The sequence below is a fragment of the Azoarcus olearius genome (assembly GCF_001682385.1).
Lineage (GTDB): Bacteria > Pseudomonadota > Gammaproteobacteria > Burkholderiales > Rhodocyclaceae > Azoarcus > Azoarcus olearius.
On sequence record NZ_CP016210.1, the window covers coordinates 1,111,118 to 1,133,295 of the forward strand.

A 22,178-nucleotide genomic window follows, 5' to 3' on the forward strand; every position below is an offset into this window, starting at 1 on the left:
AGTGCATGCCAGCCTAGCAGAGTGATAGCTCATATGGTGAGCTAGCAGTGGCCGTACATTTACACCCTGAGCGCGCTCGGCTAGAGTCCAAGCCATTTGAGGCGCGCCCTGCTGATTACCACTGCAAGGTTCCGCCGGCCTGATTACCGTGACCTCAAACGAATCCCTCACTAAGCTGGGCTATCGGCTTGGCCGCGGCGGTACGCATGCCGCGCGCACCATGATGTTCGACGAGCTGACCGTGCTTTTTGAGCACACCACGCCCGACACGACGCGTGACGGCTATCGAGAAGAGGTGGTGAGCCTCAACATCCTCGGCAAGCCTACACAGAAGTCGCGTGCTCTCACGTTTGGCCATCTCACCGAGTTGTATGGCTTGGACCCAGCCATCCCTGTGTTCCGAGTCTTTCGAAGGCTTTGGGCGCTCGATGAAGGTGCGCGGCCATTGCTCGCGCTGATGCTCGCGCTGGTACGCGACCCGGTGCTTCGACTCTCTGAATCCTTCGTTCTCGCCAAGGCGGAAGGCGAAAGTGTGCTCCGCGAGGACGTGGAGGAGTTCATCGCTGCAAAAGAGCCCGACCGCTTCAGCGCCGCCTCGCTCAAGTCCATCGCCCAGAACATCAACGGGAGCTGGACGCAGGCGGGCTTCATGACGGGGCGGGTGCGGAAGGTCCGCACAGCGCCAAAAGTCACGCCGACCAACATCACCTATGCATTATTCTTGGGGCATCTTGAAGGTTTGACCGGGCAGCGGCTGTTTTCTTCGCGCTGGATGACGCTGTTGTGTAGCTCGCCTAGTGAGCTAGAGACCCTGGCAAACTCAGCCTCGCATCGTGGGCAAATCGTTTTCCTGAACGCTGGCGGGGTGAAGGAAGTCCGCTTCCCGGGTTTCCTGACTGCCGAAGAGGAGCAGTGGCTACATGAGTAGCAAGGTTGCGAAACTGGTTGGTGCTTATCGGGAGCACATTTCTGTGCCGTGGGCAGGTGGCCTGGCGGCCATTCAGCGCGTCATCTTCGCGGTGTATGACAAGACCGATGAACTGCGGCTGCGCGCGCACATCGACGAATTCCGTCTGGCCACGCTCGAGGCCGGTCACGAATGGCTGCTTCTGGATGTCACCAACGCCTTCCCTGAGTGGATGGCGGCTCAGGAGTACCGTGACGCCTACTTCGAGTGTCCCGAGGACCTCACTGGCTATCAGGCCGGTGAAATCACTGAGTTCGTCCATGGCCTCGTCGAGCGCATCAAAGCGACCATGGCCGCCGAGGCGACGCCGAACACGGTGGTGGCCCTGATGGGCGTCGGCAGCCTCTTCGGACTGGCGCGCGTCTCATCGGTCGTCGAAGGCATCAAGGACGCGGTGAGTGGGCGACTGGTCGTGTTCTTCCCCGGCGAGTACCACCCGGAGAACCACGCCTACCGGCTGCTCGACGCGCGCGACGGCTGGAATTACCTCGCTGTCCCGCTGCTGGCCAAGGAAGCCTGAGCAACACGAAGCTGTAGTCAAAACAAGAACAAGGGAACACGCTGTGCTGAACCGTGACATCTACGTCAAATCCCCCGAGCAAAACCGGCTGGCCAACAATGGTGTCGCCGAAGTCTCCGAAGACCACTCTGCCGCCGCCCTCGAGGTGCTGCGTTACGAGCTCGAAACCTTCGTGTGCGATGGACAGTACGCGAAGGGCATCGAGACCATCCTCTCGACCTTCCTGCGCAACCTGGGCACCAAGTCCGAACAGCCTGGGGTGTGGATTTCCGGCTTCTACGGCTCGGGTAAGTCTCACCTGGCGAAGATGCTGCGTGCGCTGTGGACCGACCTGCAGCTGCCTGGCGGCGCCTCGGCGCGTGGCCTGGCGCACCTTCCCGACGCGGTCGCAGACCAGCTCAAGGAGCTGAGTACCGAAGGCAAGCGCAACGGCGGGCTGCATGCGGCAGCCGGCAAGCTCGGTGCCGGGGCAGGGGACAACGTGCGCCTGGCGCTGCTGGGCATCATCTTTAAGTCGAAGGGCTTGCCCGAGCAGTTCGCACAGGCACGCTTCGTGATGTGGCTCAAGCACGAGGGGCTGCTCGATGCGGTGCAGTCCAACCTGGAGGCGGCGGGCCGCAGCTTCACGCAGGAGCTCCCGCACCTCTACGTCTCCAATCACCTGTCGAAAGCCCTGCTGCAGGCCAGCCCGAAGATGGCCGAGAGCGAATCGGCGCTGCGACAGCTCATCAAGGCCCAGTTCCCACAGGTCACGGACGTTACCAACGACGAGATGGTCGCTGCCATCCAGGGCGCTCTGTCGGAAGGTGGCAAGTTCCCGCTAACGCTGGTTGTACTTGACGAGGTACAACAGTACATCGGTTCCGACGCCGAGAAGGCCTACAAGGTGCAGGAGGTGACCGAGTCGCTTTCCAAGCACTTCAACGGCCAGTTGTTGTTCGTCGGCACCGGCCAATCGGCCCTTTCCGGAATGCCCAACCTGCAGCGCCTGATGGGCCGCTTCCCGGTGCAGGTCACGCTGGGCGACTGGGACGTCGAGAACGTCACCCGCAAAATCATCCTCGCCAAGAAGTCGACCGCCCAGCCCGAAATTGACCGCGTTTGGCGCGACAACCTGGGTGAAATCTCCCGACACCTGCGCGGCACCAAGCTCGAACACGTCACCGACGACGAAGCGGTCATCACCGCCGACTACCCCATCCTGCCTGTGCGTCGCCGTTTCTGGGAAAACATCCTGCGCACCATCGACGCCACCGGCACCGTCGCCCAGCTTCGCAGCCAGCTCCGCGTGGTGCATGAAGCCGCCCTGGAAACTGCTGAGCGGCCTCTAGGTCACGTGGTCTCGGGCGATTTCCTGTACGACCAGATTGCCGCCAACCTGGTCTCCACCGCCCAGTTGTCCCGGGAAATCTTCGAGGGCGTGCAGAAGTTCGCTGCCGGTGACGCCTCGTCCCAGCTCAAGGCTCGGCTGCTCAAGCTCATCTATCTCATCAACAAGCTCCCCGCGGAGAAGGCGCTCACCATCGGCCTAAAGCCGACTGAGGACGTGCTGGCCGATTTGCTGGTCACCGACCTGAAGGGTGGTTCGACAGAGCTGCGCCGAACCATTCCTGCTCTGCTCGATGAGCTTCAGGAGAAAGACCACCTGGTAATGGCGCTCGATGGCCCCAATGGCGCCGAGTACCACCTGCAGACCCGCGAATCGAGCGCCTGGTACGATGAGTTTCGCTCCCAGGAGTCCCAGCTCAAGGCTTCGCCACAGAACGTTGAGGTCAAGCGTGCGGAGTTCTTCAAGGCGCGCTTCCGTGCCGTGTTGAGCAAGGTGCGCGCGGTCCAGGGCTCGGCGCCCGAGGTGCGCACGCTCTCGGCCTGCTTCGACGAAGCCTTGCCGAAAGACCACGACAAGGCGCTTTACCTCTGGATTCAGGATGAGTGGCAGACCGACCAGAAATCCGTCATCGCCGAAGCGCGCATGAAAAGCGCGGAGAACCCGACGCTCTTCGCCTACATGCCAGCGCAGAGCAAGACCGACCTTGCCAACGCCATCGTTACCCTGGAAGCCGCCAAGGCCACGCTCAGCCGCAAGGGCACGCCCAACACCGAGGAAGGCCGTAACGCGCAGCGGTCGATGGAAAGCCGTCAGCGCAATGCCGAGAAGGAAATCGAGACCCTGCTCAACACCTTGTTTGCGGGCGTTCGCGTGTTTCAGGCCGGCGGTCAGGAGGTCACCCAAGGTAACGACCTGGCCGAGCGCCTCAATGCTGCAGTTAAGTCCTCAGTCATCCGTCTGTATCGCGAGTTCGACATCGCTGACCAGAAGGGTTGGGACAAGGTGCTGGACGAGGCCCGCAAGGGCAACGCCGAAGCCATGCGCGCCATCAACCATCTGCAGGAGCCCAAGTCCCACCCGGTGTGCCAGAAGATTCTCGGCTTCCTGGGAGCGGGTAAGAAAGGCGCCGACATCCGCGAGAATTTCGAATCGCCCCCGTACGGCTGGCCGCGCGACACAATCGACGGCGCGCTCTACATCCTGCTCGCCACCGGCGAACTCAAGGCACGCGACCTCGCGCACAAGGCGGTCGACGCCAAATCGCTGGAGCGCAGCAAGCTCACCCAGGCCTTTTTTGAGCCGGAATCCGTCAACATCACCCCCATCCAGAAAATCAAGATTCGCACGCTGTTCCAGAATCTGGGCATCGGCTGCCAACCGGGCGAGGAACTGGCCAAGGCGCCCGCTTTCATTACCAAGCTCAAGTCCCTGGCCGCGGCAGCCGGCGGCCTCGCACCGCAGCCCGAACCGCCCAGCCCTGCAGCCATCACCGCTCTCGAACAGGCGAGTGGCAATGGTCTTTTGCTGGAGTTCGTTTCCAAGGCCGATGAACTCACTACCTTGGCAAAACAGTGGGAGCAAACCGCTCAGCTCATTCAGAAGCGCCAGCAGCTCTGGAACCAGCTCACTGCCCTCCTGGACCACGCCAAGTCGCTCAGCCCCTATGCCGAGCTGAAGGCCGAGGTCGCAGCCATCTCCGCGCAGCGCAGCCTGCTGGCCGAGCCAGACCCGGTCCGACCGGTACTGGAGCGCACCACCGAAACCCTGCGTAAGGCCCTTACCGCCAAGCTCGACGGCTACAGCGATGAGTTTGAGGCACAGATGGCGCAGCTTGAAGCCGACAGTAACTGGCAAAAGCTCGACGGCGAGAAGCACGCCGAGCTGATACGCGCTCACCACATCGATTCGCCCGCCAGTCTTGACCTCTCCACCGCAGAGAAGCTCTCGGATGCGCTGGATGAGTGCGACCTGCAGCGCTGGATAGAGCGCACTCAGGCCCTGACCACCCGCTTCGCTGCGGTGCGGATGGATGCCGCCAAGCTCCTCAAGCCGAATGTCGTCCAGGTGAAGCTGCCACAGCGAACGTTGAACGATGCGAATGAGGTGAGAGCTTGGCTATTTGAGGTTGAGAGACTTCTACTTGAGAAGATTGAGCAGGGGCCTATCGCGCTATGACAGTCATGCCGTGGGGCAAGGCGAAGCTTTCCGAGAAGACTCTGGAGATTAATTTCGCAAGCCAGCTGAATCATGAATGTGGAGGGAGGCTCCTGTGGTTCGGCCTTACTCAGAAGCAAGAGGCAGAGCAGGGCTTTGACATCGCAACCCGGGTTGGCAAGGGGCTTTTCATCGTACAGATGAAGGCTTCTACGCATCTGCTCAAATCGGGTGAGCGCCAGTTCAAAGCTCCTCACGAACAGCTAGAGAATCTTCGCAAGCTCACCGTGCAAGGCGGAGGAACGATACCGAAGGGCTGCATCTTCTATGCATTCCCCGTGATTGGGACTCCTGCCGAACTGTCTGCGCACACGAATGTATTGGCCAATACGTGGCTGTGCGATGTCGCGGACATTCCTTGGTTGGGTGCTCCAACCACTGCCAAAGGTAGTCTCCGACAAGACGGAAACCATTACGTCAAGGTTTCGCCTGGGAGCGCTCCCTTGAACTCAAGCAAACCGGGGCTCGCTACTTTTCATTCCGACCCGGTGGAGGTTGATGTCATCAGTGGTGAGAAGCTGGTCCATGTCATTACGCGGGAGGGGGCTTCGTCCGGTCTCCTTGAGGTGATAACGCATAACCATTTCCGTGATTTTTGGGACCTGTGTCAGCAGTTTCACCGCAAGGCCTTTGCGGTCGCTTTTCTTGGATAGCCATGTCAGCTCTCGCAAAACCCCTCCGCACCCAGCTCGAAAACACCGTCAAATCCGCCCGCGACATCGCCGAGACCGCCGCCCGTGCCGCCCTGCAGCAGCTCGCGGTGGGCGAAGGCAGGCTGCCGGACTACCTGAACGACGCCCAGCGCGCCTTGCGCCGCCGCCTGCGCGCCCACGGCCGCAGCCTGGGCGATGCCAAGCACGGCGACGACACCCAGGAACTGCGCCGGCTGGTGTGGGAGGTGGCCTACGAGCACTGGCACCGCATGTTGTTCGCCCGCTTCCTCGCCGAAAACGGCCTGCTGTTGTGGGAGCCGGGTGCGGCAGTGTCGCTGCAGGACTGCCGCGAGATGGTCGACCACCACCCCGAGATGGCGATGGGCGCGCGCAGCGAGTGGGAACTGGCTGGCAAGCTCGCCGCGCGCATGCTGCCGCAGGTCTTCAAGCCGCAGCATCCGGTGTTCGAGCTGGTGTTCGCGCCCGAGCATCAGCGCGAGCTGGAACGCCTGCTCGCCGCGCTACCGCCCGAGGTCTTCCAGGCCAGCGACAGCCTGGGCTGGGTGTATCAGTTCTGGCAGGCGCGGCGCAAGGACGAGGTCAACGCCTCCGAAGTGAAGATTGGCGCGGACGAGCTGCCCGCCGTCACCCAGCTGTTCACCGAGCCCTACATGGTGGACTTCCTGCTCCACAACTCGCTCGGCGCCTGGTGGCTCACCCGCCACCCGGCCACGCCGTGCCCGGTGCCGCTCACCTATCTGCGCAGGCTGGAGGATGGCACGCCGGCGGCGGGTCGCTTCGAGGGCTGGCCCGATACCCTAGCCGACTTCAAGCTGCTCGACCCCTGCTGCGGCTCGGGGCATTTTTTGGTGGCGGCTTTCCTGATGCTGGTGCCGATGCGCATCGTGGCGGAACACCTCTCCGCCCGCGAGGCGGTGGATGCGGTGCTGCGCGACAACCTGCATGGCCTGGAGCTGGACCCGCGCTGCGTGGAAATTGCGGTGTTCGCGCTGGCGCTCGCCGCCTGGCGCTTCCCGGACGAAACCGGCCAGCCGCTGGGCGTGCGCGCGGACATGCCCGCGCCCAACATCGCCTGCTGCGGGCTGAAGGTGGCCGCACGGGCGGCGGACTGGATGGCGCTGGTCCCCGACGAAGTGCCCAACGCCGCCTACCTGCGCCAGGAGCTGCGCCTGCTGCACGACAGCTTCTCGCAGGCGCCGCTGCTGGGCAGCCTGCTCGACCCGGCGCGCAGCCTGAAGAGCGACCTCGCCACCCCCAGCTTCGCCACCCTGCGCGCGCTGCTGGAGCGGGCGCTGTCCACCGAGCGCCCGGCCACGCTGTGGGGCGAGGGCAACGAGGTGCAGGACGAAGCCTGGGACCACGCCCTGACCGCCCGCGGCCTGCTCGATGCGGCGCGGCTGCTGGATGCGCGTTACCACCTGGTGGTGACCAACGTGCCGTACCTAGCACGTATCAACCAGTCGGCGGACATTAAGGCGTTCTGCGACATGCACTATGCGGACGCGGTACAAGACTTGGCAAATGTATTTCTTGAAAGATGTCTCGAGCTAACGTGTGCAAAGTTTGGAGTAGTTCAATGCGTCCTACCAGTAAACTGGTTATTCCTTGCAAAGTATGAAGACCATCGAAGGAAGCTGCTGCTTGAACACACTTGGCTCATGCTGGCCAAGCTTGGTCCCAAGGCCTTTGAGACCATTTCTGGCGAAGTTGTAAAGGTCGCTCTTTTATCAATACGCGAAGAGCGGCAGCTCCAGGAGCAAGAATTTTTGGCCATTGAGGCGAGCAGCTCGGAAACGCCCGCATTGAAGGCCAGAGTTCTGGCCGAGGGGCAACTAATTGGTCTGACTCAGCGAGCACAGCTGGGAAATGCGGATAGTCGCGTCCTACTCGAAAGCCCGAATAGCGACCATCCAACTATCGAGTCGCTTGGCTCAATCAATCCAGGCATTTCTCCCGGCGATACAGCCTACGTCCGCTTTGGCTTCTGGGAGGTGGTGACGCGAGACTCAAGTGGATGGCATTTTATGCAGTCCGCCCCTGAATTTGATTCGGACAATGGAGCGAGCTTCATTTGCCGAGATTGGGAAGAATTTCATCTCGACAAACTAAGTGGCTTTCGGCTTCGTGGCAAAGGTGCGTGGCGGCGGCCGGGTGTTTTGGTTTCCAAGATGGGTGTTATTCAAGCTCGCCCCTATCTGGGACGCTTATTTGACGCCAATTGCGCTGTAATATCGCCGTTTAATGGTGCTCTCTCATCAGCGCTTCTCGCTTTTTGCCGCTCTGACGAATACCTGCGCGAACTAAAGAAGATTGATGAAAAGAAGGATGTGGCAATCGCATCCATGATAAAGGTTGGTTTCGACAAGTCCAAATGGCAAGCAGTGGCTCAAGAAGGCAGATGGTGGGACGTTGCGACAGTTCCGAATCACCAAGCTAGCGAATGGACATTTCATGGCCACCCGCAGCCCGCTACCGACCCGCTGCAAGTCGCTGTCGCCCGCCTGCTCGGCTACCGCTGGCCGGCCGAGACCGACGCGGACATGGAACTCGCCGATGAAGCCCGCCAGTGGATTGCGCACACCGACAAGCTCGCCGCCCACGCCGACGATGACGGCATCGTCTGCCTGCCCGCCGTGCGCGGTGAAAAGCCCGCCCATGAACGCCTGCTGGCACTGCTCATCGACGCCTGGGAAACCGTCACCCCCGGCAGCTGGAAAGCCTCCACCCTCGACCGCCTGCTGCTTGATGCCGACTGCGCCGGCAAGAGTCTGGAAGTGTGGCTGCGCGAGAAGTTTTTTGAACAGCACGCCAAGCGCTTCCAACACCGCCCCTTCATCTGGCATGTGTGGGACGGCCTCAAGGACGGCTTCGGCGCGCTGGTCAATTATCACAAGCTCGACGCCCGCAACCTGGAACGCCTCATCCACACCTACCTGGGCGACTGGCTTCGCATCCAGGAAGCGGGCGTGGCCAGCGGCCTCGACGGTGCCCCGCAACGCCTCGCCGCCGCGCAGGCGCTGAAGAAAAAGCTCGAAGCCATCCTCGAAGGCGAAGCGCCCTACGACATCTTCGTGCGCTGGAAGCCGCTCGCCGAACAGCCCATCGGCTGGAACCCCGACCTCAACGACGGCGTGCGCCTCAACATCCGCCCATGGATGACGGCCGGCGTACTGCGCCACAACAAGAAGCCCAAGCTCAACATCGCCTGGGACAAGGACCGCGGCAAGGACGTGGAAAGTGCGCCGTGGTTCCACAAGTTCAATGGCGACCGCATCAATGACCATCATCTGACGCTGGCGCAGAAGCGGGCGGCACGGGCTACTGCGACCTAGGCGGCGTGGAACGCGCAGACGTCCTATGGCAGTCGGCGAAGACTCCAGTTGATGACGCTAGGCGTCGGGTTTATGTGGCTGCCACCACGGCAGTCGAACGAGCGGGCTAGCCGGCTGCGGCATCACCGTACGCGCCGTTTTCGACTGAGAAATAAGAGAAGAAAAAAGGAAAGGTAGGATGGAAATTCGGCTCATCGAGAAAGCGGGCGTACCAGCTTCTGAAATTGAGGCACATAAGAGCATTCAGCAAGCCTTTGACAACGCACCGTTCACCAAGACGTGGGTTGGCTATGCCTCATTCAAGCTAAACCGAGGTGGACCTGGCGCCGGTGATGACGATTTTGACCTCGTCCTGGTTACCCACACCAACATTATCGTGGTTGAGCTAAAGAACTGGCGTGGTAAGCGTCTCGAGTCAAGAGCGGGTAATTGGTACGTTGATGGTGAGCCTAAGGGTCGGTCTCCAGTGCCGCTTGTGAACCTTAAAGGCAAACGACTTGCGAGCGCATTACAGAAGAAAGTGGGGCCCGGAAAAACTCCATTCATCTATTCGTTCGTTGTCATGGGTGATGCGATTGAAGAGCTGGACATCGATGACAATGAGGCGGCCTCCGTGCTGCGTCTGAGCCAGCTGCTAACCTGGACGCACGAGAGCATTTACCGCAAGTACATTCGAGGGAAAGAGCGCTTTAACCCACTTGCGTTCAAGCCAGCCTACGACTTGTTTTTTGAGGGTCCGAGAGGACGCCCCCAAGGCTTTGTGTTGCACGGATACAAGCCCGAGGCACAGCCACTTTGGCAGCATCCTACCAATCTGTATGCAGAATTTCGTGCGAAGGAGAAACAGGACCCTGACAAGCTTGCGCTGCTTCGTCAGTGGGACTTTGGCGCCCTTGGGGCAGAGCTTATCGGCGAGGGCGAGCGCGGATTTATTGGGCTGCGTGAGCAGCGAATCTATGAGTATGTTGAGCCAAGAAATGGCGAGTTGTCGCTGAGTCTTCTCCGGCCGGTTGCCAGGAAGTCTGAGAGCGATGTAACGCAAGACTTCGCGGAGTTGTATGCGCTTCCACCGAAAGTTACGCGTCTTAGCGAGTTTGTAAATGCTGCGTTGCCAAAGATGTCAGGGGCGGAGCGAGTGGTTCTGGTAAAGGCGATGTTGCAGCGTTTTTCAGACCTGCATGACCTCAATGTCGCCCACCGTGATGTTGGGGCGCATTGCCTATGGGTCGACCGGCCTGCCAAAGTCATTATCTCGGGTCTTCCTGCGGCGTATTACCCGGCAATGGCCACCGTCGCTGAATTCCGAGACAGAGTGAAGGTTGAGCGGTCGAATTTGCCCGAGGATGTAGGGCTATCTCAGGAGTGCTCGCCCTATCAGCGTGACGTATACATGCTGGGGGTGCTTGCACATCTGATTTTGTTCGGTGAGAGGCCGCCTAAGGCCAACGGGGTTTTTGCTTGGGCGAAACGCGCCGATGACCAGTACGAAGGGGTCTATGATTCAGTTCTAGCGAAAGCGTTAAGTATCGAACCCCGCGAGCGTTTCGCTAACGCCAGGGAAATGCTCGAGGCGACAAACCTTGCGTCTAGTAATGAGAATGAACAGGTCATTGACCTAAATGCGTTCGAGTCGCATCGCGCAAAGACTCGAGTTCGTGACTACCCAGAAGAGTCTGACCCGCTCACCGATGATGATGACTTGCTGTCCTATAGGAGCGCCTATGAAGGGCAACCGGTGCTGGTCAAGGAGTGGCATGGGGTAGAGCCAGACCTAAAAAAGCCTGATGTGGCAATTCGGCTTCTTTCATTCCTTGAGCGCGCTCGTAACTTGAAAGCGGCAAATTTGGTTGGTCTGCCGCGTATCCATGACTATGGATTGAGTCGAAGAAGCCTGTTAGTTGTCCAGCAATGGGTTGAGGGGCAGACCCTTAGAGAGTGGATGGCTGAGCCTCAAAGTGTTGAAGCTCGGCTCATCATAGCCAAGGGGTTGGTGAATACGCTAGCTCGTATGCATGACTTTGATTGGTCTCATGGAGACATCAAGCCAGATAATATCGTCGTCGAGCAGGCCGGAGCTCCAGTGTATGTCGATGTTCTTGATTTTAGACGTGGTGGTGCTGATGCCTACAGCACGGCATATCTGCCTGGCGACTACAAGACGATGTCGCCGATGGCTCGAGACCGTTATAGCCTGGCGCTTGTTATTAAGGAGTTGCTGTTTGACGCTGCAGCAGGAGTTGAACAGTTAGGACTCGAGCGTGTTCGAGAGGAGGTTGAGCGCCTCATACAGGACCGCAGTGCTTCCGCTCTGGAGCCACTTCAAAGCGCGCTTGATGGCAAAGGACAAGAAACGGACGTTGGGGAGTTTGAGCCTTTCCGTATTACGGTAAGAAACATACGGCAGAGCGGTATCGAGCCCGGTGAGATGGTTTCTGATAATGGGAACTTCTATCTCTCAATGGAGAAGTCACATAAGTCAGACGACCTTTACCTGATGCACTTGGTCGGGGCCAGCGCACAACTTACTTTGGCTTGGTCGACAACCGAAAAATCGGTGACGTGGCTTCGCGTTAAGCGGGTTGACTTAACTCAGTTCATTCGAGCTCAGGAAAAGTGCTTTGGTCGGCTGCCTCTACGGGTGATTTTGTGCGATGGTGCCCAGAATGAAGCGTCTGAATTAGCTCCGTCTCTATCGCTATGGCATGAGACCTTCTTGGAAGAAATCGGTGAGGCCGCTGCTGATTCGATGGAGGAGGAAGGAACTCATCGCCATGAGGAAGTAGCGCTTGGTGATACGGCGCGTGATAGGCGCGAGGTCGGCGACGAAAGTTCCAACTCTCTTGTTGATGCGAGGGAGTTGTGGCGATGCCTCCTAGAGGCGGAGGAAGAGTCGTTGCCTCTGGCGATAGTGACAGGTGACATCGGCCGAAACCCTCAGCGAGAGCATCAGATGCTCGTGCCATGTGTCCTGGAGGGGGGCGGTTTCGACCCAGACGATGACGATAGAACATGGGTTGAGCGTCAGATGCCGGACGGGACGTGGCGTCGTTGCGGTGACCTCGAGCTACGTGACACCCAGCTGGGCGAAAAGGTTGAGTTGGCCATTGAGAGGTGGGTAGGTAAGCCACCGAGGCAAGGGGATGCGTTCAGGTTGCGTAGCAACATGGAGAGCGCGTCGCTTAATCGGCGCGCTGCGGCCGTTGAACGGATATTGGAGGGTAAATCCGTCATCCCGGACCTTATCGACTATTTTGATACAGCTGGGAAGCAACCTAGTCCAGTCAATTACGGGTCGCTTTCTGAGTCGGTTTTGGCGGGCTATGCACAGGGTCCAAAGCCGCTTAACGACAGCCAACGAGAGGCTTTTCAGAAGGCGCTGCAGTATGGTCCGATAAGTCTTCTCCAAGGGCCGCCAGGTACGGGCAAGACTTGGTTCATCGCATCGCTGCTGCACCACTTGGTCACACGTGAGGGCGCGCGCAGGGTACTAGTCGTTAGCCAAGCCCACGAGGCGGTTAACAATGCGCTTGAGAAAGCCCTTGAGCTGTTCGATGGGAAGGGCATTGCATTTGACGCGGTGCGGCTTGGTCACGAGTCAGTGGTTTCGGACCCGATTCGCCACCTGCATTCCTCGGCGATTGAACAGGTATATCGAGAGCGCTTCAAAGCCGAGTACAAGGAGCGTGTAGTCCGCTTGGCAACTGAGGTGGGTCTTCCAGAGGATTTTGCAGCGGCCGCTGTGAAGTTGCACGTGAGTCTTGGGCGCTTAGCTGACCAGATTGCGGTGCTTGAACTGAGTCTTGCAAGTGACCAGGGAAAGGGCGAGGACGGTAGAGAGGAGGAGGATGACCCGTCCAAGCCGGCGGTGCGCCTCCGAAGTCTCATCCAAACCTTCAGAGAAATCTGCGCTCGTGATTATCAATATGACGCTCCAGAATTGCCATTTGCGGCTGTCCTCGACCATTTGTTTGATGTGCTTGCGAAGGTCCACGATGTCCAGTCACCGCTTGCGTTGAGTCAGCTGCGTGCATTACTGAAACTCTCGGACGACTGGCTGAAAACCCTTGGGGAGCCCTCTGCTAACTTCGTCGAGTTCCTGGCCAAGTCTCGCACCGTGGTTGCTGGAACCTTGGTCGGCATTGGCCGCCGTGCAGCGGGCGTAGTACAGAACATGTACGACTGGGTCATTATCGATGAGGCTGGGCGAGCAGCACCGAGTGAGTTGGCTGTTGCGCTACAGACGGGACGGCGCATTCTTTTAGTGGGTGACCATAAGCAACTTCCCCCGACTTTCACGCAGGAGGTGCGCGATGTGGTCAAGAGGAAGCTGGGTCTCGAGCGTGAGCAAGTGGCGTTTGTAAGTGACTTTGAGCGAGTGTTTGACTCCAATTACGGGCAGAACGTTGGGGCGTCACTGCGACTTCAGTATCGGATGGCGCCATCGATTGGGGAGCTTGTCTCAGAGGTCTTCTACGGAGGGCTGTTAGCAACAGGACGTGGCCCGACAACGCTGGAGGCGAGATTGCTGCCTCGCCAACTTCAGTATGAGGTTTCGTGGATTGATACAAGCTTGCTCGGGAAGGTTGCTCTTGAACAATGTTCGCCTGACGGGATGGCGTACTGGAACGAGGCGGAAGTTGAGGTGGTGATGCAGGTCCTGAAGTCCATGATGCAAACCAAAGAGTTGGTTTCGGAGTTGCGTAACGGGCTTCATGCCGGCGAACCCATCATTGGCATCATCTGCATGTACTCTAAACAACGTGAGCTTCTAAATCGTAAGAAGAATGAGGCACGGTGGATTTCTCCGGACCTGAAGAAGCTAATTAAAGTCGATACCGTCGATAGCTATCAAGGAAAGGAAAATAAAATTGTCATACTGACCACAGTCAGGAACAATCCTCATCAGCGACCTGGCTTCCTGCAAAGCCCTAACCGTATCAACGTTGCGATGTCGCGTGCTATGGAGCGATTGATAGTCGTTGGTGCGAGCTCGATGTGGCGAGGGCGAAACCAGGAGCTTCCCCTTGGGAAGGTTCTCCGCAAGGTGGAGGCTATGGCACAGGAGAAACGTGCAGCGATGGTTCGTGCGCAGGAGTTTTACGGATGAGCGGGCATTTGTTTGAGTTCAATAGGGTTACGTTTGCCCTGCCGGCGCAGTCCTTCAAGATTGCTGCGTTCATATCGACCGAAGAGCGCCTTCCTGCTGTGACCGAGTTTGTACTGCGGTTGCTGCACACTTGCGGAAGGGTCTCTTTTTCCGGGTTTCGTGCATATTTCGGTTTTTCGGAGGCTGAAGCACTGGCGGTCATCGAGTCTCTGGACCGGCAAGGATATATCCGACTTATTGACGATACGCTGTCGCTTAGTGAGCAGATGGTTGCTCGATTCGAGGCTTCACCTGACGATTACCCATGGGTTGCAAAATTGAAAAAGCGCAACGATGTCGTTCCTTTTGATTTGCTTGAATTTACTTCACTCGGACGTGCTGATTTCGCTTTCGCATCGGATAACTGGATTAAGTTAAACCCGCCCGAGGAAATTGTGGGAAATAGCTTGTCGCGCGCAAGAAAGGCGTACAGAGAAAGCTTTGTGGAAATCGAGCGAGAAGCAGCGCGGGGGCGTGGAGAGGTAAGAGAGCGCTCTTACGGAGTTCACTCCATCGAGAGTGTTGAAGCGAGGAGAACCGGATTCGTCCCTCTGACCTTGAGCTTGGCTCTCGATGAGGCTGGACACTTGGCAATAGCACTCCCTACCGAGTTCGAACGCGGTGCTAAACCTGAGCTTCTGCTGGCTTTTCAAGAGCGAGTTGTCGACGAATTTGAAAAATATGGTGTTGGAAGCAGTGGGAGTGAATTTGAGGAGTTTATTGACCTCTTTAGGCTTGATTTCCTCAGGCAGTATCTCGCTGGTAGTTACTTCGACTTTGTGAGGTACGCTAAAGATATTGGGAGTGGCTTGGCTGCACCACAAGGCCTGCAGCCGCTATTTGGTGGGTTGTATCTTGAAAGGAATGAGAATGTTATTAATTCAGCTCTGCGCCACGCGCGTGCTGGAGTTAAAGGTACGCAGAAGCATTTAAGCTCAGTCGCATGGATGGCTCCCGAGTATAATTTTTGGGGGCGTGGTGAGGATTTCAAGCGTACCGTTGAGCAGATTAAGAAGTCGCTAAAGGGTGGGGGCGCAGATGCGCTTTATGTCTTCGATTTTGCTGAAGAAGGACAGGAACAGAGCGTCAGAAATCGATACTCAAATACCGGGGTGTCTGAGCTTCACTTACTGAGGCCAGGCGGGGTTGCTAGTGCCCCTTGGGCGGGGATGCTGGAATTGTTGCTTTATCCCTGTAGTTTTGGCGTCGTGATGCTGCATGTGCCGGTCGAGGGGTGTCCCGGGGTAAGTGCTTCAGTAGGTGTCCTGACTCGAACAACAAGCCACCTCCGCCTGATTCATCGCCTCATATTGGATAGGGCCGCGGGCAGCCATTACGTCGGAAAGCATTCATCCAAGAAGCAAATTACAAGGGCGAGGCCGTCAAGTGGGATGGCCGAGAATTGTGGTTTCTTGCACTACTCTGACTGCTCTGTGGGAGTGGCCGGAAAGACGCTTTCCTGAGCTGAGAGTATGAGACTCCTGAACCTGCTTTTCGATGCGCTTTGTTCGGCTTCGAAGGTCAATCGCTCGCTCATGTCCCCGCCGGCCGCCGTGTTGTGGACTGACGCCGAGCGACAATGGTCCGCAGTTATCCCTAGCCTTCGGCAACTTGGGTTGAGTGTCGTGACCTTAGGAGATTTCCAGTCGGATGAAAGAAGGGGGCCGGCCATCTGGCTGAAATGTGCTTTGGCCGGAAAGCTCGATGGTGTGGCGCTGGATGGCGTTCCGGTGGTGTACCTGCCGGGCGTCTCCCGTGCCGACCTCCGTGCTATTGAGTCCTGCCCACGCCACCTCCAACCTCTCGCGGAGTTGCAGTATCGCGGCGTGTTCTGGACCCAGGTCAATGCCAAGGACTGGACGCTCAACGCATTCCTGACGTCGAAGAACGGTGGTTTGGGATTGGACGTCGCTCAAGACCAAGCGACACAGAAGGCTTTGTTACGTGCCTTGTCGTCCGGCGAGCTTATGGGCAAGGCGGTCGAGGAACTGCGAGGTCGCTTGATTGATGCGGCCTGGTTGGACAGCTTGTTGGCACCGAATCCTACGCGGGACATCCTTGTGTGGATGAACGACGCCAAGGCCACCGAGTGTGCCTGGCAGGGGGGACGCTGGGAGGTGTTCGTCAGCCGTTGCCGCAAGGACTTCGGCTTCGACCCAGCCAAGGATGGCGAGCTGACCGCGGCAGAGAAGCTGGCAGCCAGGGCCGGCTCGTGGGGTGCGGTCTGGGAGTTGTACAAGGACGCCTATTCGAGCTTCCCAGCGGTCGTCGAGCTGCTCTCGAGAGTTCAGTACAGCATGGGCGACCTGTTCGTCGACACCTCGGCCTACCCCAAGGCGAACGACGAAGGTGAGTCTGACCTGCGCTACCGGCTCAATGCATTGAGTGCGATGACGGCGGTTCAGGCGCGCGCTGCGATTCTGGATGCCGAGAAGCAGCACGGCGAGCGCCGTTCATGGCTTTGGGCTCAGATGGGGAAGGCGCCGCTCGCTCGAGCGCTCGGGCATCTCGCGTTCGTAGCGCAACACACCCAGGCGGCTGCGTTCGGAAATTCGCTGGAGGTGCTGGTGGAGCGCTACCGAGAAGAGGCTTGGCGGGTCGATGCTGAAGCGCTGCGGGCTCTGGCTCAAGCGCATACCAAGGTGGACCAAGATGCTGTAACGGCCGCACTGCGCGGGGTATATCTGCCTTGGTTGGAAGCGTCGAGTGTCGCATTCCAGAAGGCAGTGGCCGAGTCCGGTGGGGTCAATCCGGACGGCGTCTCGAAAGTGAGTGACCCCGCAGGCACCTGCGTGGTGTTTGTTGACGGTTTGCGCTTCGACGTCGCACAGATGCTGGCGAGTCGTTTGGGGGCTCTGGGGCAGGTTACGCTGAACTCGGGCTGGACTTCGCTGCCCTCGGTCACCGCATCGGGCAAGGCCTGGGTGTCCCCGGTTGCGAATCTGATTGCAGGTAAGGCGGACGATGCGGATTTCGAGCCCAACGTGGCCGCGACCATGAAGCCGCTGAACACCTACAACTTCCGCAAGCTGCTGGCAGACGAGGGGTACGAGCCCCTGTGTGGTAGCGAGGTCGGCGACCCAACAGGCAAGGCCTGGGTGGAGTGTGGTGACCTGGACCACTTCGGGCATGAGCATGGCCTGCGCCTGGCCCGCGATATCGACGGCCAGCTGGCCGAGCTTGTTGAACGCCTGCAGGCCCTGGCCGATGCGGGCTGGAGGCGTTTTCGCATCGTGACCGACCACGGCTGGTTGTTGGTGCCCGGCGGTATTCCGAAGGCGGAGCTGGCCAAATCGCAGGCTGAGACCCGCTGGGGGCGCTGCGCGGTGTTGAAGGACAGTGCGACGGCGACGCCGCTGACCTTTGGCTGGGATTGGTGCCCGCAGGTGCAGATTGCCTTCGCGCCGGGCATTGCGAGCTTTGTAGCCGGCGCCGAGTACGCCCATGGCGGACTGAGCTTGCAGGAATGCCTGGTGCCCGAGCTGACGCTCGAACTGGAGGGTGGTGCGCCGGCGACCGACGTTTCCATCTCTAAGCTCGCCTGGCGCGGACTGCGCTGCAACGTCGAGGTGTCACCGCCGTTACCCGGATTGAAGGTAGACATCCGAACAAAGGCCGCAGCGGAGGACTCGTCCATCGCTGCGGCGGTCAAGGACCTGGTTGAGGGGAAGGCTTCGCTGGCGGTGGCGGACGACTCAAATGAGGGGGCCGTGGCGGTCCTGGTGGTGCTCGACATCCAGGGTAAGCTGCTGGCCAAGATGAATACGACTGTCGGCGAGTAAGTCACCCGCTAGACGAACAAGTACAGAGCAAGAAGAACACGATGAATCTCGATGACCTCGACCGCAAGGCGGCTTCTGCCTTCGACGGCTTTATCGTCCGCAAGGACCTGGTGCGAACCTTTAGCCGCCAGTTCCCGGTGCCGACCTATGTGGTCGAGTTCCTGCTGGGCCGGTACTGCGCGACGACAGATGAGGCCGAGATTCAGGAGGGCCTGGAAATCGTCCAGCGACAGCTCCAGTCGCGTACCGTGAAGGCCGGGGAGGAAGAGCTCTTCAAGGCGCGGGCGCGTGAGACCGGCTCGGTGAAAATCATCGACATCATCACTGCGCGCCTGGATGCCAAGAGTGACTCCTATGTGGCGTCCTTGCCCAGCCTGAGGCTGAACGACGTGCGCATCTCGCCCGAGCTCATCAAGGAGCACGAGCGGATGCTGACCGGCGGTTTCTACGCCGAAATCACAGTCGGCTACGACGCAGCGATTGCCCAGGAGAAGGGCGGGCGGCCGTTCGGCATCGACGCCCTGCGTGCGATTCAGCTCTCCAAGCGGGATGTGCTGGCCACTCTCGCCGACGGGCGCAAGCAGCTAACGACGACCGAGTGGCGGGACTTCCTGCTGCGTAGCGTTGGCTTCGAACCCGACGGGCTGAACGACCGTGCGAAGGATGCGCTGCTGCTGCGCATGGTTCCTTTCGTCGAGCGGAACTACAACCTGGTGGAGCTCGGACCGCGTGGCACCGGCAAGTCGCACCTATTCCAGCAGGTGTCGCCCTACGCGCACCTGATTTCCGGTGGTAAGGCGACCGTGGCCCGGATGTTCGTGAATAACTCCAACGGCCAGCGCGGCCTGGTCTGCCAGTACGACGTGGTCTGCTTCGATGAGGTGTCAGGCGTGTCTTTCGACCAGAAGGACGGCGTGAACATCATGAAAGGCTACATGGAGTCCGGCGAATTCTCGCGCGGCAGGGAGAGCATCCGAGCCGATGGCTCCATCGTGCTGGTAGGCAACTTCGATGTGGATGTTGAGCATCAACAGCGCATTGGCCACCTGCTCGGCCCACTGCCACCCGAGATGCGTGATGACACCGCCTTCATGGACCGGATTCACGGCTTCCTGCCCGGTTGGGACGTGCCGAAGATGAATCCGGCGCTGTTCACCCAGCACTTTGGCTTGGTGAGCGATTTCTTGTCCGAGTGCTTTACCCAACTGCGCAACCAGAGCCGGGTGTCGACGATGCAGGGCAGGGTGTTCCTTGGTGGTGCCTTGTCCGGCCGGGACATCAACGCGGTCAACAAAACCGTGAGCGGCTTACTGAAGCTGCTGCATCCGGATACGGAAGAAGCGGTTCCCGATGAGGATCTTGAGTGGGCGGTGCGGCTGGCGTTGGAAGTACGTCGACGGGTAAAGGAGCAGCAAAAGCGCATCGGCGCGGCCGAATTCCGCAACACTCACTTCAGCTACACCGTGGGCGCGGAAGGGGTGGAGAAGTTCGTGACGACTCCGGAGCTGCGCAGCCAGGAGGGTATCGGTGATGAACCGCTGGAGTCGGGCCAGATATGGACGCTCAGCCCCGGTGGTGAGGACGAGCACCCGGGCCTCTTCCGGCTCGAGGTAACCGAAGGGCCTGGAAGCGGCGTACGCGTGCTGAACAAGCCTGTGCCGTCGGCGTTTCAGGAATCCGTGCGATGTGCGGAGCAGAACCTCTATACCAGGGCAACGCAGTTGGTGGGCGACCGTGACCCGCGTTCGCATGAGTTCTCGGTGCAGCTTCGAGGATTCGATGCAGCCAAGAGTGGGGCAAAGACCGGCGTTGCCTGTCTGATTGCTTTGTCCAGTGCCTTGCTGAGGAAGTCGGTCCGTGGAGGGTTGATTGTGGTCGGTGAGGTGACCATCGGGGGAACCATCGAACCGATTCACAACGCGGTGACCATTTCCGAGATGGCCGTCGAGAAGGGTGCCAAGTCCCTGCTCATGCCGGTGAGCTGCCGGCGGCAGTTGTTCGACCTGTCAGACGACATGGCGACGAAGTTGGACATTGAGTTCTATCAGGACGGACGGGATGCTCTCTTGAAGGCACTAGTGCCTTGAGCGAAATCTTCGTCTGGTTTTTTTCGGTAATTTCGGATTTAAGGTTCTTAGGTCATGATCTTCGACGCGGCATCCGGTGCGTTGTATGGGAGCGATGGGAAGTTCATTAAAACGGTCGACTGTCCGCTTGCTCTACGACCCGAGCAACTGAAAACACTTGACCCTCTAAACCGAGACCGGTTTTGCGAGTCATGCCGGAAAACCATACGGTGTATCGATACGTGGTCCGACGAGGAGGTGCGAGTCGCAGTTGAGGAGGATAAAACACTCTGTATCTTCGCGACGAGCAAAGCACGAAACGTCGTATTCCTAGAAAGGATAGGTTTTCGGGCCGAAAACTCCTTAGGGCTACCCGTCGTTTCTTCTGTTCGAAGCCTTTCTGCTATGCAAATGGCCATAGCATGTGGTCACGAATTGATGTTCATGAACGTTGGCGCCGCGTTGGTCGACGGGGATAATCACTATCGAGTTCTGAGGCATAAGGAGACGGGTCGTCTTTGGTGGTCATGTGACTATCGGATGAATTGGCCTGATGAGATTGAGGATGGCCCTGAGGCTACCTGGGGGGTTGTCCGTGATTGGTTCTTTGTCCGGTCTGACAGGCCTTTCCCCCTCGCCGCCTACGTGTTGCCCAAAGGGATATCTGCTGGCGATCATGTATTTATCGAAGATGTCATTGAGGATTGGGCCGTAGCGGTCCGGACCCAAGGCGATAGGAATAGGGTCGTTTCAGCGTGTGCGGTATGGAACGGGGGCAGTTTCGAAATCGATGTCGACTATGGGCAGTGGGATTTTTGTGTCGGTTGAGTAAAATCCGAAGTCGGTCCGAATTTCATAGGCTGTCAGATTCTTCAATAATGCTTGGCGTTGTATCGTTCCGACGCTTTTCAGGGTGGCGCTACGTGGAGTTGAGCAGCGGTGCCCGAAGGCTGAAGGCATCGCCCCGTCGGCGCTAAGACAGAGTGAAAAGGCGACTTAAGGATGTGATCGATCGCTTGTACAAGCCCTCTTCAGGCCCAAGGCAAGCGTTCGCGCTACCGCGGGGAGATGCTGAACAGCTGCCATGGCTACCGTCTGTTGCCGTTATCTCGATCACAGCGCCGGAGCGTCCTCCCGCAGCCGTCGATGGATTTGAGCGCCCCCTTTGCGGCTGAGCTTTGCTGACGCGCTCGGAGCGGATGCTGCCGGCGACATCGATCGCCAGCGCCTCTCAGGTGTGCTCGTCGATGACCGTCAGACACTTGAGTTGCTGGCCGTTGGCGCAGGTGTCGAACACGAAGTCGTAAGCCCAGATTCCGTTCGCCTCCGATGCGCGCTGTACCTGATCACGCGCACTGGCCACCCGGTGACGCGGGCGTTTGCGCGGCACCTGCAGACCTGCCTTGTTCCACAGCCGCCAGGTACGACCGATGCTCAGTCGGTAGCCGGCACGGCGCGGGAAGATGCAAATGCGCCGGTAGCCGTAGCGCGGATACTGGGCTGCCAATCGCCGCATCTCGCCGATCAACGGGCGATCGCGCTCGTCTAGTCGCGACACATAGCCCAGCGCCGAGCGCGACACACGCATCAGGGCGCACGCCCGGCGCAGGTGCTCACCAATTTTTTGCCGCGATCTCCTTCATCACGTCGATCTCCAGGTCGCGCTCAGCCAGCATCTTCTTGAGCCGGGCGTTCTCAGCCTCCAGCTGGCGCAGCCGCTTGACCTCATCTGCGCTCATCGCACCGAAGCGCTTGCGCCACGTGTAGATCGTCTGTTCGCTCACGCCATGCTTCTTCGAAACCTCCGCGACCGGCGAGCGATCCGCCTCCCGCAGGATCGTGACCATCTGTTCTTCTGTAAAACGGCTCTTGCGCATGACTTCCTCTTCTTCCTGGAAGCCATCCTCTCAAGTTTCAGCTGGGCCGAAAAGTCGGGAGCAGGTCAGGAGCCCGGCGGCAAAGAGAAAGTGAGGCTGAGGGCTGAGTGGTCCGATGGGGGGCTACGCATCCGAGGCTATCATCACCGCGTTGGAGTGGGCGATGGGCAGGCGGCACAGCGGAAATGGGTTCCGAGCAGACTACGGTCATTCCTTGAGGCTTGGCGACGAGCCGAGCCTCTTGCTCTTGCAAGAGGCATGACAACCGTC

Annotated in this window: 9 protein-coding genes and 1 pseudogene; 9 read left to right on the forward strand and 1 reads right to left on the reverse strand. The window is 59.1% G+C overall.

Annotation, left to right across the window (positions count from 1 at the left end; all coding sequences use genetic code 11):
- Window positions 1-148: 148 nt before the first annotated feature.
- The 9 genes from dqs_RS05265 (at window position 149) to brxL (ending at window position 20,052) form a co-directional block, all read left to right on the forward strand.
- Window positions 149-928 (forward strand): hypothetical protein, encoded by a 780-nt coding sequence (locus dqs_RS05265; RefSeq protein WP_065339870.1) that lies wholly within the window; start codon window positions 149-151, stop codon window positions 926-928.
- Window positions 921-1,487 (forward strand): BREX protein BrxB domain-containing protein, encoded by a 567-nt coding sequence (locus dqs_RS05270; protein ID WP_065339871.1) that lies wholly within the window; start codon window positions 921-923, stop codon window positions 1,485-1,487. Before dqs_RS05265 ends, dqs_RS05270 begins: the two co-directional genes overlap by 8 nt.
- 43 nt (window positions 1,488-1,530) lie before the next feature.
- The gene (brxC, locus tag dqs_RS05275) at window positions 1,531-4,992 is read left to right on the forward strand and encodes a BREX system P-loop protein BrxC (RefSeq protein WP_065339872.1); all 3,462 of its coding nucleotides are present in this window, start codon (window positions 1,531-1,533) and stop codon (window positions 4,990-4,992) included.
- Entirely contained in the window at window positions 4,989-5,684 is a 696-nt protein-coding gene (locus dqs_RS05280; protein ID WP_065339873.1) for a hypothetical protein, read from the forward strand. Before brxC ends, dqs_RS05280 begins: the two co-directional genes overlap by 4 nt.
- 2 nt (window positions 5,685-5,686) lie before the next feature.
- On the forward strand, window positions 5,687-9,037 hold the full coding sequence (locus tag dqs_RS05285) for a DNA methyltransferase (RefSeq protein WP_065339874.1): 3,351 nt from the start codon (window positions 5,687-5,689) through the stop codon (window positions 9,035-9,037).
- Between the two features lie 178 nt (window positions 9,038-9,215).
- On the forward strand, window positions 9,216-14,144 hold the full coding sequence (locus dqs_RS20430) for an AAA domain-containing protein (protein WP_084018249.1): 4,929 nt from the start codon (window positions 9,216-9,218) through the stop codon (window positions 14,142-14,144).
- Complete coding sequence (locus dqs_RS20665) at window positions 14,141-15,646, forward strand: hypothetical protein (RefSeq protein ID WP_157108147.1); 1,506 nt, start codon at window positions 14,141-14,143, stop codon at window positions 15,644-15,646. The genes dqs_RS20430 and dqs_RS20665 overlap by 4 nt, the downstream gene beginning before the upstream one ends.
- Before the next feature lie 9 nt (window positions 15,647-15,655).
- The gene (gene pglZ, locus dqs_RS05295; RefSeq protein WP_065339876.1) at window positions 15,656-17,965 is read left to right on the forward strand and encodes a BREX-1 system phosphatase PglZ type B; all 2,310 of its coding nucleotides are present in this window, start codon (window positions 15,656-15,658) and stop codon (window positions 17,963-17,965) included.
- 41 nt (window positions 17,966-18,006) lie between these two features.
- A complete protein-coding gene (gene brxL, locus dqs_RS05300; protein ID WP_065339877.1) occupies window positions 18,007-20,052 on the forward strand; it encodes a protease Lon-related BREX system protein BrxL in 2,046 nt (681 codons plus the stop codon).
- A 1,213-nt stretch (window positions 20,053-21,265) separates the two neighbouring features.
- Here brxL and dqs_RS20435 read toward each other — a convergent pair.
- A pseudogene (locus dqs_RS20435) lies at window positions 21,266-21,908 on the reverse strand (transposase); the annotation flags it as partial.
- Window positions 21,909-22,178: the final 270 nt, after the last annotated feature.

What these genes read in the sequence shown, in the direction of transcription:
- dqs_RS05270 (WP_065339871.1), top strand. Translation starts at nt 921, where the DNA reads ATGAGTAGCAAGGTTGCGAAACTGGTTGGTGCTTATCGGGAGCACATT.
- dqs_RS05280 (WP_065339873.1), top strand. Translation starts at nt 4,989, where the DNA reads ATGACAGTCATGCCGTGGGGCAAGGCGAAGCTTTCCGAGAAGACTCTG.
- dqs_RS05285 (WP_065339874.1), top strand. Translation starts at nt 5,687, where the DNA reads ATGTCAGCTCTCGCAAAACCCCTCCGCACCCAGCTCGAAAACACCGTC.
- dqs_RS20430 (WP_084018249.1), top strand. Translation starts at nt 9,216, where the DNA reads ATGGAAATTCGGCTCATCGAGAAAGCGGGCGTACCAGCTTCTGAAATT.
- dqs_RS20665 (WP_157108147.1), top strand. Translation starts at nt 14,141, where the DNA reads ATGAGCGGGCATTTGTTTGAGTTCAATAGGGTTACGTTTGCCCTGCCG.
- pglZ (WP_065339876.1), top strand. Translation starts at nt 15,656, where the DNA reads ATGAGACTCCTGAACCTGCTTTTCGATGCGCTTTGTTCGGCTTCGAAG.
- brxL (WP_065339877.1), top strand. Translation starts at nt 18,007, where the DNA reads ATGAATCTCGATGACCTCGACCGCAAGGCGGCTTCTGCCTTCGACGGC.